Source organism: Roseibium sp. ROS1 (assembly GCF_054658215.1).
Genome location: NZ_BAAGIG010000006.1, coordinates 21009 through 35121 on the forward strand (window position 1 = coordinate 21009; position 14113 = coordinate 35121).

General features: G+C 54.1%; 9 protein-coding genes and 2 pseudogenes. 3 read left to right on the forward strand and 8 right to left on the reverse strand.

All coding sequences use genetic code 11. The annotated features are described in order from the left end of the window. Positions 1–102 precede the first annotated feature (102 nt). Together istB and istA are read right to left on the reverse strand one after the other, a co-directional pair. Positions 103–837: an IS21-like element helper ATPase IstB gene (gene istB / locus ACYQ6M_RS28110; protein ID WP_460077018.1), complete on the reverse strand. Its 735-nt coding sequence runs from the start codon at positions 835–837 to the stop codon at positions 103–105. Beyond that, positions 770–2338 (reverse strand): annotated as a pseudogene (gene istA / locus ACYQ6M_RS28115) (IS21 family transposase). Before istA ends, istB begins: the two are co-directional and overlap by 68 nt. Positions 2339–3306: 968 nt before the next feature. Here istA and ACYQ6M_RS28120 point away from each other — a divergent pair. Beyond that, positions 3307–4323 carry a nucleotidyltransferase family protein gene (locus ACYQ6M_RS28120; RefSeq protein WP_460077020.1) on the forward strand — a complete coding sequence of 339 codons (1017 nt, stop codon included), beginning with the start codon at positions 3307–3309 and terminating at the stop codon, positions 4321–4323. 139 nt (positions 4324–4462) lie between these two features. Here ACYQ6M_RS28120 and ACYQ6M_RS28125 read toward each other — a convergent pair whose 3' ends face one another. The 5 genes and pseudogenes from ACYQ6M_RS28125 to ACYQ6M_RS28145 form a co-directional block, all read right to left on the reverse strand. Further along, positions 4463–4807, reverse strand: coding sequence for a type II toxin-antitoxin system RelE/ParE family toxin (locus ACYQ6M_RS28125; protein WP_460077148.1), 345 nt, complete (start codon positions 4805–4807; stop codon positions 4463–4465). Beyond that, positions 4794–5069 (reverse strand): ribbon-helix-helix domain-containing protein, encoded by a 276-nt coding sequence (locus tag ACYQ6M_RS28130; protein WP_460077022.1) that lies wholly within the window; start codon positions 5067–5069, stop codon positions 4794–4796. Before ACYQ6M_RS28130 ends, ACYQ6M_RS28125 begins: the two co-directional genes overlap by 14 nt. 159 nt (positions 5070–5228) lie before the next feature. Then, positions 5229–5459: pseudogene (locus tag ACYQ6M_RS28135) on the reverse strand (Ros/MucR family transcriptional regulator); the annotation flags it as partial. A 63-nt stretch (positions 5460–5522) separates the two neighbouring features. Further along, on the reverse strand, positions 5523–7265 hold the full coding sequence (locus tag ACYQ6M_RS28140) for a putative bifunctional diguanylate cyclase/phosphodiesterase (RefSeq protein ID WP_460077024.1): 1743 nt from the start codon (positions 7263–7265) through the stop codon (positions 5523–5525). A gap of 129 nt (positions 7266–7394) precedes the next feature. After that, positions 7395–8873, reverse strand: coding sequence for a methyl-accepting chemotaxis protein (locus tag ACYQ6M_RS28145; protein WP_460077027.1), 1479 nt, complete (start codon positions 8871–8873; stop codon positions 7395–7397). 811 nt (positions 8874–9684) lie between these two features. Between ACYQ6M_RS28145 and ACYQ6M_RS28150 the strand changes: the two genes are divergently transcribed. Continuing rightward, entirely contained in the window at positions 9685–10224 is a 540-nt protein-coding gene (locus ACYQ6M_RS28150; protein WP_460077029.1) for a GNAT family N-acetyltransferase, read from the forward strand. A gap of 699 nt (positions 10225–10923) precedes the next feature. On the opposite strand, the gene ACYQ6M_RS28155 is transcribed toward ACYQ6M_RS28150, so the two are convergent. After that, positions 10924–11373 carry a Ros/MucR family transcriptional regulator gene (locus ACYQ6M_RS28155; protein ID WP_460077032.1) on the reverse strand — a complete coding sequence of 150 codons (450 nt, stop codon included), beginning with the start codon at positions 11371–11373 and terminating at the stop codon, positions 10924–10926. Positions 11374–11993: 620 nt separating this feature from the next. Between ACYQ6M_RS28155 and ACYQ6M_RS28160 the strand changes: the two genes are divergently transcribed. Then, positions 11994–13874 carry a ParB/RepB/Spo0J family partition protein gene (locus ACYQ6M_RS28160; protein ID WP_460077035.1) on the forward strand — a complete coding sequence of 627 codons (1881 nt, stop codon included), beginning with the start codon at positions 11994–11996 and terminating at the stop codon, positions 13872–13874. The last annotated feature ends 239 nt before the right edge of the window (positions 13875–14113 follow it).

Here is a 14113-nt window from a genome sequence, read left to right on the forward strand (position 1 = left end):
AAGGGACCCCTGCCTCTGGTTGCATAGGGTCAGCGCGCGTAGGCCCGGAGCTTTCCATTTAGCGCAGTGGCCTGCGGGCGCGGGTTGTTTGTCTTTTCGGCTTTAGCTTTGAGAGCGGTTTTTGAAGCGCCAGGATTCATTACCGGTCTCAACGATCTCGCAATGGTGGGTGAGCCTGTCGAGCAGGGCGGCGGTCATCTTGGCGTCGCCGAACACGGCCGGCCACTCGCCGAACGCCAGGTTCGTCGTGACGATGATCGAGCTGCGCTCGTAAAGCCTGCTGATGAGATGGAAGAGGAGCTGGCCACCGGCCTGGGCGAATGGGAGATAGCCGAGTTCGTCCATGATGACGAAGTCGAGCCTGGTGATGAAGTCGGCCAGCCGCCCCTGTTTTCCGCTACGTGCCTCCGTCTCGAGCCGATTGACGAGGTCAACGACGTTGAAGAAGCGGCCTCGTGCTCCGTTGCGGATCAAAGCACGGGCAAGCGCGATGGACAGGTGGGACTTCCCCGTGCTGGTTCCGCCGACCAGAACGATATTGTGCTGCTCGGCGAGGAAGGCTCCTGTCGCAAGCTGGCGCACCAGGCCTTCGTTGACCGGCGTGTCGGTGAAGTCGAAGTCGTCGATGTCCTTGGCCAGAGGCAGCTTGGCGACGGTGATCTGGTATTTGATGGAGCGTGCCTGCTTCTCGGCGATCTCCGACTGCAGCAGGTCACCGACAATGCGCGGCGGCTCGTGCTGGCGCTTGATGCCGGAGGCCATGATCTCGTCATAGGCGCTGCGCATGCCGAACAGCTTCAGCGTGCCCATCATGTCGAGGATTTGGGATCGTTCCATATCAGCTTGCTCTCCTGAGGCTGTCGTAACGTGCGCAATCGGCCAGAGGCTCGTGGGTCAGGCGAAGCGCGTCGGGGATGGAAAGGATGGCGGCCGGCTGCGGATCACGCTTGCGAGCCAGAATGTTGATGATGACAGCGGCCGAGAACACGCTCTGATCGAGCGCCTCCTGGCAGGCCGCCTCGACGGCGGGGAGACCGTCCAGGCCCACGCATTCGAGGATCGACACCATCTGCCGGTCGCCGTCATGCATGGCCTTCAGCCGGCGGCGCACCTTCTCCATGGCGGCGGGCAAAACCCAGTTGTGGAACGGCGCACCGTTGCGCAGCGCTCCCGGTTTGCGGGTCAGGACCGGCACGTAATGCCAGGGATTATAGATCGTCTCGCCACGGCCGAAGCAGCGTTCGTGTTGGCCGATCTCTACGCCGTCCTGCCGGATGACGATGCGATCGGCATAGGCATGTATCTCGGCCGGGCGACCGACTGCTGTCGACAGCACCGAGTATTTGTTGTTGTCGAAACGCACGAGGCAGGTCTTGCCGATCGAGGCCTGTACCGCGTGGAAGCCGTCGAATTTACCGGGATAGCCGATCAGGTGCGGCCGCTCCGCATCGAACACCTCCCAGATCGTGCGCACCGTCTGATCGACATGCTTATGGGCGCGGGCATAGCTGATGCACTTGTCCAGCAGCCAGCCATTCAGCTCGTCGTAGGATTTGAAGCGCAGCCGCGGCGTGAAGAAGCGTTCCCGCACCAGATTGACCTGGTTCTCGACCTGGCCCTTCTCCCAGCCCGAAGCCGGCGTACAGGCCACCGGCTCGATTAGGTAATGGCTGCACAACTGGAGAAAACGGCGATTGTATTGCCGTTCCTTGCCGACGAAGACCGTTTCCACCGCGGTCTTCATGTTATCGTAGATGCCGCGGGTGCAGGCTCCGCCGAAGAATGCGAACGCCCGGTCATGAGCATCGAAGACCATCTCCTGCGTCTCGCGCGGATAGGCTCTCACATACATCATCCGGCTGTGGCAGAGCCGGACATGCGCCACCTTCACCGTCGTCGTCACGCCGTTCAGCACGACGATCTCGTGGCTCCAGTCAAACTGGTAAGCCTCGCCCGGCGCATAATAGAGCGGCACGTAGGCTTCCGCCGTTACGGACCCGCGCTCCTTCGCCCAGGTGCGGGCGTAGCGCCGGACTGTGTCGTAACCGCCCTCGTAGCCGAGGTCGCGCAAGTCCTCGTACAGCCGGATCAGTGTCAGCCGCTCGCGAGAGGACTTGGCCTCATTGGCGAGCAGCATTCCATCAAGCTGATCGCGCCAGGTGCCGAGCTTCGGCTGAGGTTGACGGGTCCGCTCGTATTTGAACTCCGTCTCATCGCTGCGCAGAACCTTCCGCACCACCTTGCGCGATATGCCAAGCTCCCGGCAGATCGCCTTGATCGACTTGCCCTGCACACGGGAAAGCCGTCGTATCTTTAGAATTGTCTCCACAACAAGCATCCAAATAAAAAGCCTCCGATGAAACCGGAGGCTGTTGTAACCCCATCGCAAATGGGGGGTCCCGTTTGGACGCCGATCACCCCAAATGCGGGGTCCTTATTCCATGCCTAATCACACCCACATTTCGGCAATCATCGACATAACGGTTATTCCTTGCTGTGAAACCGTTCGGGTATTGCGTCTAAATAATGATGTTATGTAGGTTTCGGCTGCGCGTTTCCCAGTCCGCTTGCGCAAATTTTTTCCGCTCACGGTTTGCGGTTGGTCTTTCTGACTGCAGCGGCCAATAGGGACATTCCGATCCAGGATGCCCTGCTGCAGTCCCGGCACAGGTCCCTGACCCAGGCATACAGTGATGCCGGCTGAAACACGCGACGGTCTGTCAGGAGGATGGGTGATAGTAAAAGTCCAAGTCGATCTGGTCGGGCATCTTCCGATATCCGACCAGATCTATTCTTTGCAATGAATGCACGCAACATTTGATCATTAATAACGTGCTAACAATGCTTAATGATTGATATATAACCCTGCGGAAAGCAAGCGACTGGTGGTTGAGATGAAAAAACGAATTCGTTTTTTCCTTGTGACCACATAAGTCTATGTAGGAAAAGCAAAAAAATCTTTCAAAATCGGTTCCAAGGGTGTTCAGAAACGCAATCTTAGCAAACTTGGAAATGGACTAGAGCATTTGATTAATGATCGTTAGAGCTAGTAAACTGCAAAAAGAAGTGCGTAAAATTCTATATAAAAAATACTGAAGCAAATTTTCACTTCTTATTTTGGTAAAAATACGGAATTTCGACTTGGGCAGAAATTAGATATTATTTCACGGCACCTTTGATCAAGTGCATTGTGACTGCAGCGTGCTCTTAGGATGGTCGCCTGACAATCGAGCACGCTGCTTTTTCATTTTAGAACAGCCACTGAACAATACCCCACAGAAAAAATTTTGTGGGGTAAGTGTGTCCGTGAGCTATCATAGCGCAATCGGTATTGCAGCTTGGACTGACGTGCGACAATCTTTGATTGGCCGTGCTGTTTCTGACCTCCGAGGAGTGCCTCGATCGAAAATCATCGGCACGAAAACCTACTGGTATGACCACTTTCGCATCGGCAACAAAATCGTCGATCGTTACAACGGTGAAGACACCCCCAAGCTGCGCAACCGATTGAACCGGCAAACTGAAAACGCAGATGCTGCCAAGCTGGCAAATCTCGAGCGCGCCAGGTTGATGCGTGTGCTGCGAGCCGAAGGGTATCTGTTCGCGGATGTAGGATCCGGTCAGGTTGTCTCGGCAATGGCGAAAGCCGGTGTCTTTCGGCTGGGAGGTACGATCGTCGGCACGCATGCCTTTCGCTGTTATGAAGGAGAGCTTGGCGTCCGGATTGGTTTCGATCAATCGGCAACAACAGACGATATCGACATCGCGAGTTTTGAGCGCTTGTCCCTGGCTCTCGCCGATACAGTAGAACTGCCGTTGCAAGAGGTCTTTTCCGAACTTCACTTCGATCCGCTGCCAACGCTTGAGAGCGGCAAAACCTGGCGTTGGCGGCAGTCAAATCGCCAGACGTTGGTGGAATTCCTGACGCCTTCATTTGAAGAAAACGAAGGCATCCGCGATCTTCCCACCCTTGGGGTGAACGCTCAAAGTCTGCATTTTCTCAATTACCTGACTGCCGACCCAATTCGAGTACCCTTTCTGTATAGATCCGGAGTGTTGGTGCAAATCCCGAAACCGGAACGCTTCGCAGTTCACAAGCTGATTGTCGCTGACCGAAGACAAGGCAGACCGGACGCGCTCAAAGCACACAAGGATCGGGCACAGGCGGCATTCCTGATCGAAGCCTTGAGCGAAACCAGACCCGACGATCTGGTAGAAGCTTACCAGCTGGCGATTGAGTCCGGTTCAGCGTGGAGAACAAGGATCTTGGCGAGTTTGCAGCGAATGCCAACCACAGCAAAATTGCTTCAGGCAATGCTCTGAGTGGGCTTGATCAGGTGGGCGGCCTCCTGTTCCGCTCCCTCGCCCAGGCCTCCGGCGGTTACAACGGTTCGGGTCGGAGCAGACCTTGGTCCATCTGAATGTTCGGGTGACCGGGCGTGGACAGGCACAAGATCGGCGGTCAGTCAGACAGCAGGCGGGTCAGCATTTTCCTGATGTGGTCCTGACCCCCGTAGAAAATGGCGGCAACAAAGATCTTGTTGTCGGAGGAATCGGCAAGAAACCACACTGCGGCCTGATCGCGGCGCACGAAACGCAGGCCCGGCAAGATGTCCGGTCGAAGCGTGCCTATGAACGGCGTTTCCGCGAGCCGATCGATGGAGGACCGGATAGATCTTACGCGCTCGGCCGCGCATTCGAATGCCGACGCCCGGTCCTCCCCGAGATCGGTATAGGTTTCAAACAGGTGATCGAAGATCAGCTCAAAGTCGCGCTCAGCGGCGCTCGAATACTCAAGGGTCCACACGCAGGCCACGCCGCTTTCGCTCGATCATGGCTTCCACGCGAGTCTCCATGTCTGTCGCAGACACAGCAGGACCGTTCATCCTCTGCCCGATGAGCTCGCGGAGAGCCTGTGTTTCGAGGGACTCCATCTCGGTTTTCTGGCGCAATAGTTCCAGGCCCTGTTGCAGAACCGAACTTAGGCTTGAATATTGGCCGGATTCAACAAGAGAGCGCGCAAAGGCATCCTGTTGTTCGGTCAACGAAATCGAGGATTTTTTGCTCACGGGTAGTCTCCTTCCCCAAGAAGGTGCTACCCAGTGGCATTAAAGTCAAGATCCTCGACACATGCATTGTTTGACCGAACCTGCATCGGGTTCAGGCGCTTCGGTTCGAGGTCTTGTCTTCAAGAGCTACTTTTTAGCCGGTTTCCAGCCGTTTTGAGCTCATTTCTGACCCAGTCCCATTTGCTTGGCGAGTTGAGAGCGGGCCGCTGCATAATTTGGCGCGCCCATCGGGTAGTCGGCAGCCAGGTTCCATTTGGACCGGTATGCTTCCGGCGTCAGCCCGTAGTGGGTCCGAAGATGCCGCTTCAGCGATTTGAACTTCTTGACTTCCTCCAGACAGATAAGGAAATCGTCTCCGACGGACTTTTTGACAGGCACAGCGGGCACGAGTTCCACAATATCCTAGTCTCGCAACACGCCTCGCATTGACCACACTATCCGCAGAAGACCAATTCAAGCCAATCCATAAGCGCCAAAAGCAAGGTGAGCCGATTGGCGAGTGTCATTCGGTGAAAGCAAGTCCGAAAGGGAGGCGGGTCGGCCCACGTAGTAACCTTGAACAGCGTCGCACCCGAGTTCCCTTAAGATTTTTAGTTGTTCTGGGTTCTCAACGCCTTCCGCAACGACGTAGTGCTCTAGGCCATGTGCCATCCTAATAATCGATCCGATGATCGTCCGATTGTTTTTCTTATCGACAAGTCCATCAACGAGCGACTTGTCTATCTTTAGACAATCGAATGGTAATCTTGATAACTGTGACAGATTAGAAAAGCCCATTCCGAAATCATCGATCGAAATCGAAAAGCCGGCGTTTTTTAGTTCAGACATGTGGCGCTCAGCTATGTCTGTATCTCGCAGCGCGACGGTTTCGGTTAACTCCAATTCGTAATTAGCGGGAGCGACTCCTAACCCATTTAATTGGTCTAAGAATTTCTTCGAAAAATTCTCATCCAAAAACTGCGAAGGGCAGATGTTGATGGAAATCTTTTGACTTATTAACGCTGTATTTGCGTTATTGGAAATGTCTTTGGACGTGATCCTAAGGACCTCTTCAGCGATACGTCCCAGGTTCCCCGAACTTTCAACTATTGGCAGAAAACTGCCCGGAAACAGCAAGCCAAGCTCAGGGTGGTTCCACCGCACCAGCGCCTCTAAGCCACACAAGCTGTCATCCGCCAAAGAGTACTTAGGCTGATAGTGGACCTCGAACTCGTGTCGTTCAAAAGCATTTGATAAAGAAGCCTCAAGAGTGTCTCTTTGTTTTATCTCAGCTTCTATTTCCGCGTTGCGAGAGAAGTAGAAACGTTTCTCAAGTTTTTTTGCTTTGATTAGCGAATATTTGACATTTTGGATGTGGTTCAAATTTAACAACTGACTCCCCTCAACCTCGACAGCTCCAAGCGAGGTTTTGAGAGAGATACGCTGGTTTCTGATAGATATGGAGTTTTCGAGTATATCGAATAAATCACGAATAAGTTCGCGAGAGTGAGCAGTGTTCGGCGCGTCATCGAAAAGGATGATTATGAATTTTTGATCCGAGAAACGATAAAGTTGGAAATGCTTGCAGTCATCGAAGTTCGCGCTAAGTGTCCTTTTGAAGCCTTGTTCTTCAAAAAAGCAGCGTAACTTATTAACAATTTCAAGCAAGAATTCATCGGCTAAATGAAAACCAAGCCGGTCAATTAGATTTTTGTAGTTTTCTATTTCGATAGCAAGAATTAATCCTCCCTTGATCTTATTTGTAATATCTTTGCTTAGCTTCAGACGATTTTGTGCCCCTGTGAGGGGATCAATGAAAGCTAATTCTTGAAGTCGGTTGCTATGCTCGTTTAGCTTGGTCACCATCGTGCGATATGCGTCAGCAAGTTCACCTATTTCGCAATCGCAGTCTAATGCTGGTGTTGTTTCTTGAGATCCTTGTCCGAACGCTTCCACGCACTTCTTGAGCTCCATAATAGGTCGCGTCACTCGTCCCAGCAGAAAGTAAACGATTGCGGAGCTGAATAGCGGCAATGAAATCAACGTTAAAAATAGTATGTGCGATGAAGCATCCGCACTTGTAGTTTTTGATGAAACTATAAGTATTAATCCAACTGCTAATAACACAAACAGCCCCGAAACGACTGCAAGACGAACCCGAAGGCTTCGCAGGTTGAGCAAAGCAAAGGCGGCAGGATCTGCGGGTTTGTTTTGCATTGTCATCAACCTTTTATAGTCAGGTCGCATACGTCTCATGTACTAAACTTAAAGAGGTCGAGAAGGACGACCAAACTATCTGTGTTCGCCAAGACACTTCAATTCTGCCTTGGCGAAACCAGATCGATGCTACAGCAGAGACTGGGACGCCTGCCTCACGTTCTGAGTAGAAGCGTCGATCTGCGCTGTTGCCGAAGAGATGGCCTGCATGTTGTTGGTGATCAACTCAACCCCTTGAGCTGCTGCCTGCATGTTCGATGAAATGTCGTTCGTAACAGCCGCCTGTTGCTCGACCGCCGACGAAATGCTGGCAGCAATCTCACCGATGCTGTTGATCACTTCCATGATGTTCGAAATCGCGGTCACAGCATCATCCGTGGTTTGCTGCACGGAATTCACCTGTGCCGAGATTTCTTCTGTCGCCTTGCTTGTTTGCGAGGCCAGGCTTTTGACTTCGGACGCGACGACCGCAAAGCCCTTGCCGGCTTCTCCCGCTCGCGCGGCCTCGATGGTCGCATTCAACGCCAGAAGGTTGGTCTGGTTTGCGATTCCATCGATCAGTTCGATCACCGAGCCGATCGTCTTGGCGTCTTCCGAGAGCCCAGACATGATCTGGCTGGAGCGTTCGGCTTCGCCAACGGCCTTGTGGGATACATCAAGCGCGACCTGAACCTGACGGCTGATCTCCTGAATAGACGCCACCAACTCTTCTGAAGCTGCTGCAACAGTCTGAACACTGGAAGACGTCTGCTCGGATGCGGAGGCTGAACTGCTGGCCTGCTGGGTCGTCTCGGCAATTGCCCGCGCGATCTCTATAAGGTCCGCATCGATTTCGCGCTGCGTGTTGATGCGTCTGTGACGCTCGCGCACCTGGGCCGTGACGTCGGTGGCAAATTTCACCACCTTGTAGGGGCGGCCCGCTGCATCCATGATCGGGTTATAGGTTGCACGGATATAAACTTCCTTGCCGCCTTTGCCGATACGCTTGAATTCGTCCGCCTTGAACTCGCCGTTGCCAAGGTCCTGCCAGAAGCGCTTGTATTCCGGGCTCGAGCGGAATTCGGCCTCAACGAACAGGCTGTGGTGCTGGCCCCTTATTTCGTCGAGCGAGTAACCCACCACGGACAGAAAGTTGTCGTTCGCGTCCAGGATCTTGCCGGTCAAGTCGAATTGAATGACTGCCTGAGACCGGCTGATCGCGTTGACCTGTCCAAGGTAATCCGCGTTCCTGAGCTTTTCATCAGTAATATCGGTGGCAACCTTCACCACCTTGACAACGCGGCCAGCCCGGTTCTTGACCGGGTTATAGGAGCCTTGGATCCACACTTCATCGCCGCTCTTCGAAAACCGCAAGAATTCCGATGACCAGGATTCGCCGCTTGCAAGTTTGTTCCAGAAATCTCGATAGTCAGAGCTGTTTGAATACTCTGCGTCGACAAAGATCTTGTGATGCTTGTTCCGGATTTCTTCAAGCGTATAGCCCATGAGGCGAAGAAAATTCTCATTCGCCGTCAGGATCGTGCCGTCGGGTTTGAATTCGATCATCGCTTGGGACTGGCTGATTGCGTCCAGGGTCGCTTGAGCTGCGCCGTCTAAAATTCTCAACATTCCTTTGATCCCCCCAGAGATACAGGCGTTGCAAATTTTTATGCTTGATCAAGTTAAACAAAAATTACTTTAGGTGAACGTAGCCAGTATATAATTGATAATATGCTACTAAAATCGCATATCAAACCCGAAAAATGCCAAGAAATCATAGAAATATTCAACGAACAGTTGTTAAGATAGAGAATAAATACAACTAATGAGATTTAATACGTACTGCTACGTAGTGTTGAGCGTGATCACGTTTCGAATGGCGTAAAATGTCAAGTTTAGTACTTATTTGGACAACACGAAAACTTTCAGAAGTAACTTTTCATTAAAGAATTTGGCCAGTGGAATGACCAGACGGAAGAGTCCGATTTTAGAGTCACGTCTGATTGCATTTGGGCAAATCTGCGCTAGGCGATCGGACATTTTTATCGCTGTTTCGGCTTCGGACCGCCGAAGGTTCGGAGCAATCGCCTCTGATCGGAATGCGGACTAGAAGCACGTCTGGCGGGTGCGAATTGTCCTGCTAACCGTCGAAAGTGTCGGTACGCAGGCGATCATGACCTTCACGGGAAAGTGGAGGCAAAGCCCTTCGTCTGGCGCGCGGATCCAGGTGCAATAATCGCCAGCCGAAACCGAGGCTTTCAGGCGCTTGGGGTTCCCGGCTAAGTATCAAGCGGCGCGACTTGGACACCTGTAGGGAATACGGACACAGTCGGCTTCGAACTCAACGCAGACCTTTTCAAGGAGTGGGCTCTTCGAAAGAGGCAGCAGTTGCGGAAAATGTCCGAAGTGCAGTAAGTCCGATCAAAACAGGGAGCTGACCTTGAAGATCACGAACGGCTTTGTTGGACGTGAGCAAGCGCTCATTGAACTATTCGCTACGACCTTCACGGCTTCGGAGGGGGCCGATGAAGGGGCGCTGATTGGCGACTTGGTTCGCGATCTACTTACGGAAACGCCAACGGACGACATCCGCGTATTCTGCGCCGAAGGTGAAGGCGATGCCATTGGTGCGGCAATCTTCACCCGTCTGACCTACTCGGACGACCCACATATCGTTTTCCTACTATCTCCGATGGCGGTGGTGCCTGGGTGTCAGCGACAAGGCATTGGCCAAGCCCTTCTCTCCTACGCCCTGGGGGCACTGCGCTCCGAGGGAATCCAGATTGCTATCACCTACGGCGATCCAAACTATTACGGACGAATCGGATTCCTGCCGATCACGGAAGATCAGGCCCGAGCGCCCCTGCCGCTAAGTTACCCTCATGGGTGGATAGGACAGTGTTTGACGGAAGAACAGATACCGGTCCTCCGAGGGCTTTCGACCTGCGTATCCGCATTGAATCGGAGCGACGTTTGGTGAGGCACATGCGAGGTTAGTTACCGCAGCGCTCCGAGCAGAAGTCCGCATTATCCAGTGTGGTCATACAAACATTACTCGGGTGGGGAACGAAGGGTCGGGATTAGACCACTAGGTCCGGCAAGTACCCGATATTCGCATCGTGCAGATCACGGGTTCAGGGTTCCAAGACGGCTGGCGATTAGGAAGTCAGGCGAAGAGGGTCTTTGTGGGTGGGAGGTCAGTAGAAATTTGCTTTGCTCCTTAAAAAATAGACCGTCACTTTGAGACCTAATAGCATCCCCCCCAATAGATATCTGCGGGGTAGTTCTAGGTCATCAGCTATCACAGTTCGAGCGAACCATCCGTTTGTATCGGCTTGCGGCGGAGCCTAATCGGCGACTCCATGTCCGAATGTCGCGGCGCGCTACACTCCAGTTTGATCCGCTACCAGCAACCGATTGCGGTAAGCGCTCGAGCTTGTTAGAGCGGCAGAAGCTCCCGGATATTCTTGCCCTCAGCGTAAATGCCTAAAGCCCACATATACTGACCTATCTCAAAGCTGCGCCGATCCGGAGTCCGGTTCCCTGCCGCTCTGGCGTCGTAACTCATGTGCCACAACGGGAGTGCTATGTGGTTCACGAGCGGTTTGTCGGCAAGGTTGACCGCCGCAATCAGGCGCACAAGGAAGGCGCTCATCAAGTAGCTTTTCAGCTGCCCACCCTACTTGTTACGGGGCCTTCGCGTCTGTTTACCCCGTTGTTGCCCTAGGCCCATTTTCTTGGCAAGTACAGAGCGCGCAGCAGCATAGTTTGGCGCAACCATCGGATAATCCGCCGGAAGGTTCCATTTGGCCCGGTATTCTTCCGGCGTCAGGTCGTAGTGGGTCCGAAGATGCCGCTTTAGCGATTTGAACTTCTTGCCGTCCTCCAGACAGATAAGGAAATCGTTTCCGACGGACTTCTTGACTGGCACAGCAGGCACCAATTCCAAAACTTTCGGCTCCTGGGTCTTCTGCGCGGCCGAGACGAGCGCTTTGTGCACGGAAGCTATCAGGCCCGCCAAATCAGGGGCGGCAACGGTGTTATTGGACACATAGGACGAAACGATATCGCTGGTGAGTTCAATGCAGGCTGCATCCAGCGCGATGTCGTTCTCTGGTTTATTGGTCATGGTTATTCCTATGGGCAGGGCGTTTTACGAAAAAGGAGGTCGATAGTTGTTCAGATAACACTACGATGAAACGTCTTACGTGCCATTTATTATTTCTGCAATGTGACCAAAACAAAGGTATTTTCTGAGTTTATTACCAAAGAGAGCGGTGTGACCTTCATTTGTCGAAAATCCTGTGGTTAGCGGTCGCGTCCTACCGGACCACGCTCTCTTCCGGCCGCTTCGCGACCTCCACCGAGCCAAACACGATTTCTGCCGGGACTTGTCTAATGCCGGCAAAAGTCTCAAAGAGCCTCCCGCCGACAAGACCGTCCAGCGACGGAAACCGTCTTTGTCTCGGCCCATTCGGGGAACGATCGTTCGCGCTGGATCTGCTTTGCAGATATCTGCCTGGCTGCGCCAGACATTGATTTGCTAGCGGGGCTCCGCCCCCGGGCCGGTCAAGGATAAACCGCTGCGCGGCCGGAACGGCGGTCTCCCCATGCTCCGCGGCTGCACCTTGTGCGCACGGGGACACCCCTCCGCCTTTCCGGTCCCTGACCGCCCTCCCCCGTTTCCGACGACGCGGAAAATGAAACGAGCCGCAACGGTCAAGTTTCATGGAAACAGGAGCAAACCAAATGACCAAGACCGACACAAACCGCCTTGAAATTTCTTTCTCGAAGCTGGCGCTTGATCCGAAGAACGTCCGCAAGACCTACACGCAGGCAGGCATCCTTGAGCTTGCTGAAAGCATCGCCTCAGTTGGCGTCCTGCAGAACCTTGTCGTTCGCCCAGGCGAGAAAAAGGGAACCTACCTTGTGACCGCAGGCGGGCGTCGGTTCCGGGCAATTGAACACTTGATTTCCAACAAGAGAATGCCCGCATCCGTCAAGGTGACGTGCGTTCTAAGCGACGAGGCCGACGCGACCGAAATCAGCCTTGCCGAAAACATCATGCGCGAGGGCATGACCCCTGCCGATGAATACCGGGCTTTCAAACAGATGGCCGACGATGGCAAGACCATCAGTGAAATCGCAACCCGTTTCGGCGAAACCGAGCTTGTCGTGACGAAGCGCCTCAAGCTGGCCCGCGTCTCCCCTCGTCTGTTCGAGATGTTCGAAAAGGGAGACATGGAACTTGCCCAATTGCAGGCGTTCACCGTCAGCGAGGATCATGAAAAGCAGGAACGGGTTTGGGATAACCTTTCGCCGTATTATCGCAGCAGCCGCGAAATTCGTCAGGCGTTGACCGATGGCAAAATTCCCGCATCCGACAAACGCATCAAGTTCCTTGACGGCCTCGATGCTGTCCGCGAAGCGGGCGCCACGGTGATCTGTGACCTCTTTAATACAGATGGCGGATATGCCGAAGACGGGGCGCTGATTGATAAACTCGTGGCCGAAAAGATCGACGCACTCACCCTTGAGGTTGCTGGCGAAGGCTGGAAGTGGTGCCGCTATCAGCCGGAAATCGACTACACGGACATGCAGAAATACGGTCGTGTCTATCCCATGGCTCGCGATCTGTCCGACGAGGAACAGAAGCATCTCGAAACACTGGAAAACGCGGTTGAGACAACTGGCGATGTTTACGACCAGTCCGGAGACGAAGACGACCGGCTTGCCTTCGAAGCAGCGGAAAACGCTCTTGAGGACTTCCGCGCCGCGTGGAAACCGGAGTTCAGCGACGAGCAGAAGGCAAAGGCCGGGGCAATCCTGTCGCTTGGCTATCATGGCGATCTGCGCATTGAACGGGGCTTGATCGATCCGAAGGACGTGAAAGTGGCTGCACAAGCTAGCTCTGATACAGCGTCAGACGAAAAGGTCGGTTCCGATCACTCGAAAGCACTGGTCGCCGAGTTGACCGCTCGCAAGACCGCAGCGCTCCGTCTTGAGCTTGCCCGGAACCCGAACCTGGCCCTTGTTGTTAGCGTTCACTCCATGGCGATCAAGACGCTGTACGAGCACCGGGCGGCATGGACTCATGGGGCGGTTGAAGTGTCGCTCGACAGCGCATGCCTTGAAACAGACATCAAAGACGCGGGCCAGTGCGCCGACCTCGATGCCATTGAACGCGTCCGTGAAAGTTGGAAATCGGTTTTGCCCGTCAATCCGGCCGACCTTTGGGATTGGTGCATGGGGGTGTCGCAGGAGGAATTGCTTCGGCTGCAAGCTTTCCTTGTCGCCCAGACAATCAACGCTATCAGCCATGGCGACGGCTTCAACGGCGCGGGCGTGGATCATGGCAACCGGATCGGCGCGGCCCTAGACCTTGACATGGCGGATCACTTCCAGCCGACCGCCGAAACCTACTTCGCCCGCGTCAAGCTCGATGTCATCCATGACAGTCTCGTGCAGGCCTGCGGCGAGGAAGCTGCCGCGCCCGTTCTCAAAATGAAGAAAAAGGAAGCCGCAGCCTATGCTGCCGAAAAAGTCGCCGGGAAGCGTTGGGTACCGAACATCATGACTTTCACAGACGAAGCTCCTGCGTCCGAGGAAGTCATTCAAGAGGCAGCGTAACGCTGCTCATTGAAGGGCTGCCCTGCGAAAGCTCCCGCAGGGCGGCCTTTCCCCTTCGGGGAAACCTCGTCATCGAATACGGAGCCCCTTGCCTCCCAATCAAACTTCAGCCGGTTGCGGACCCCTCTAAAGGAACCGGCTGAAGTTTGATAAGGGGCTTCACTCTGGCCCGGTCAAGTACATACCCCACTTGACCGGGCCAGCTCATTGAACGAAAGAGTCTTGCTATAATCGACAGC

Bases quoted from the DNA above. Each gene is read 5' to 3' on its own strand.
- ACYQ6M_RS28160 (WP_460077035.1), top strand. From the start codon at position 11,994: ATGACCAAGACCGACACAAACCGCCTTGAAATTTCTTTCTCGAAGCTG.
- ACYQ6M_RS28140 (WP_460077024.1), bottom strand. From the start codon at position 7,265: ATGCAAAACAAACCCGCAGATCCTGCCGCCTTTGCTTTGCTCAACCTG.
- istB (WP_460077018.1), bottom strand. From the start codon at position 837: ATGGAACGATCCCAAATCCTCGACATGATGGGCACGCTGAAGCTGTTC.
- ACYQ6M_RS28155 (WP_460077032.1), bottom strand. From the start codon at position 11,373: ATGACCAATAAACCAGAGAACGACATCGCGCTGGATGCAGCCTGCATT.
- ACYQ6M_RS28145 (WP_460077027.1), bottom strand. From the start codon at position 8,873: ATGTTGAGAATTTTAGACGGCGCAGCTCAAGCGACCCTGGACGCAATC.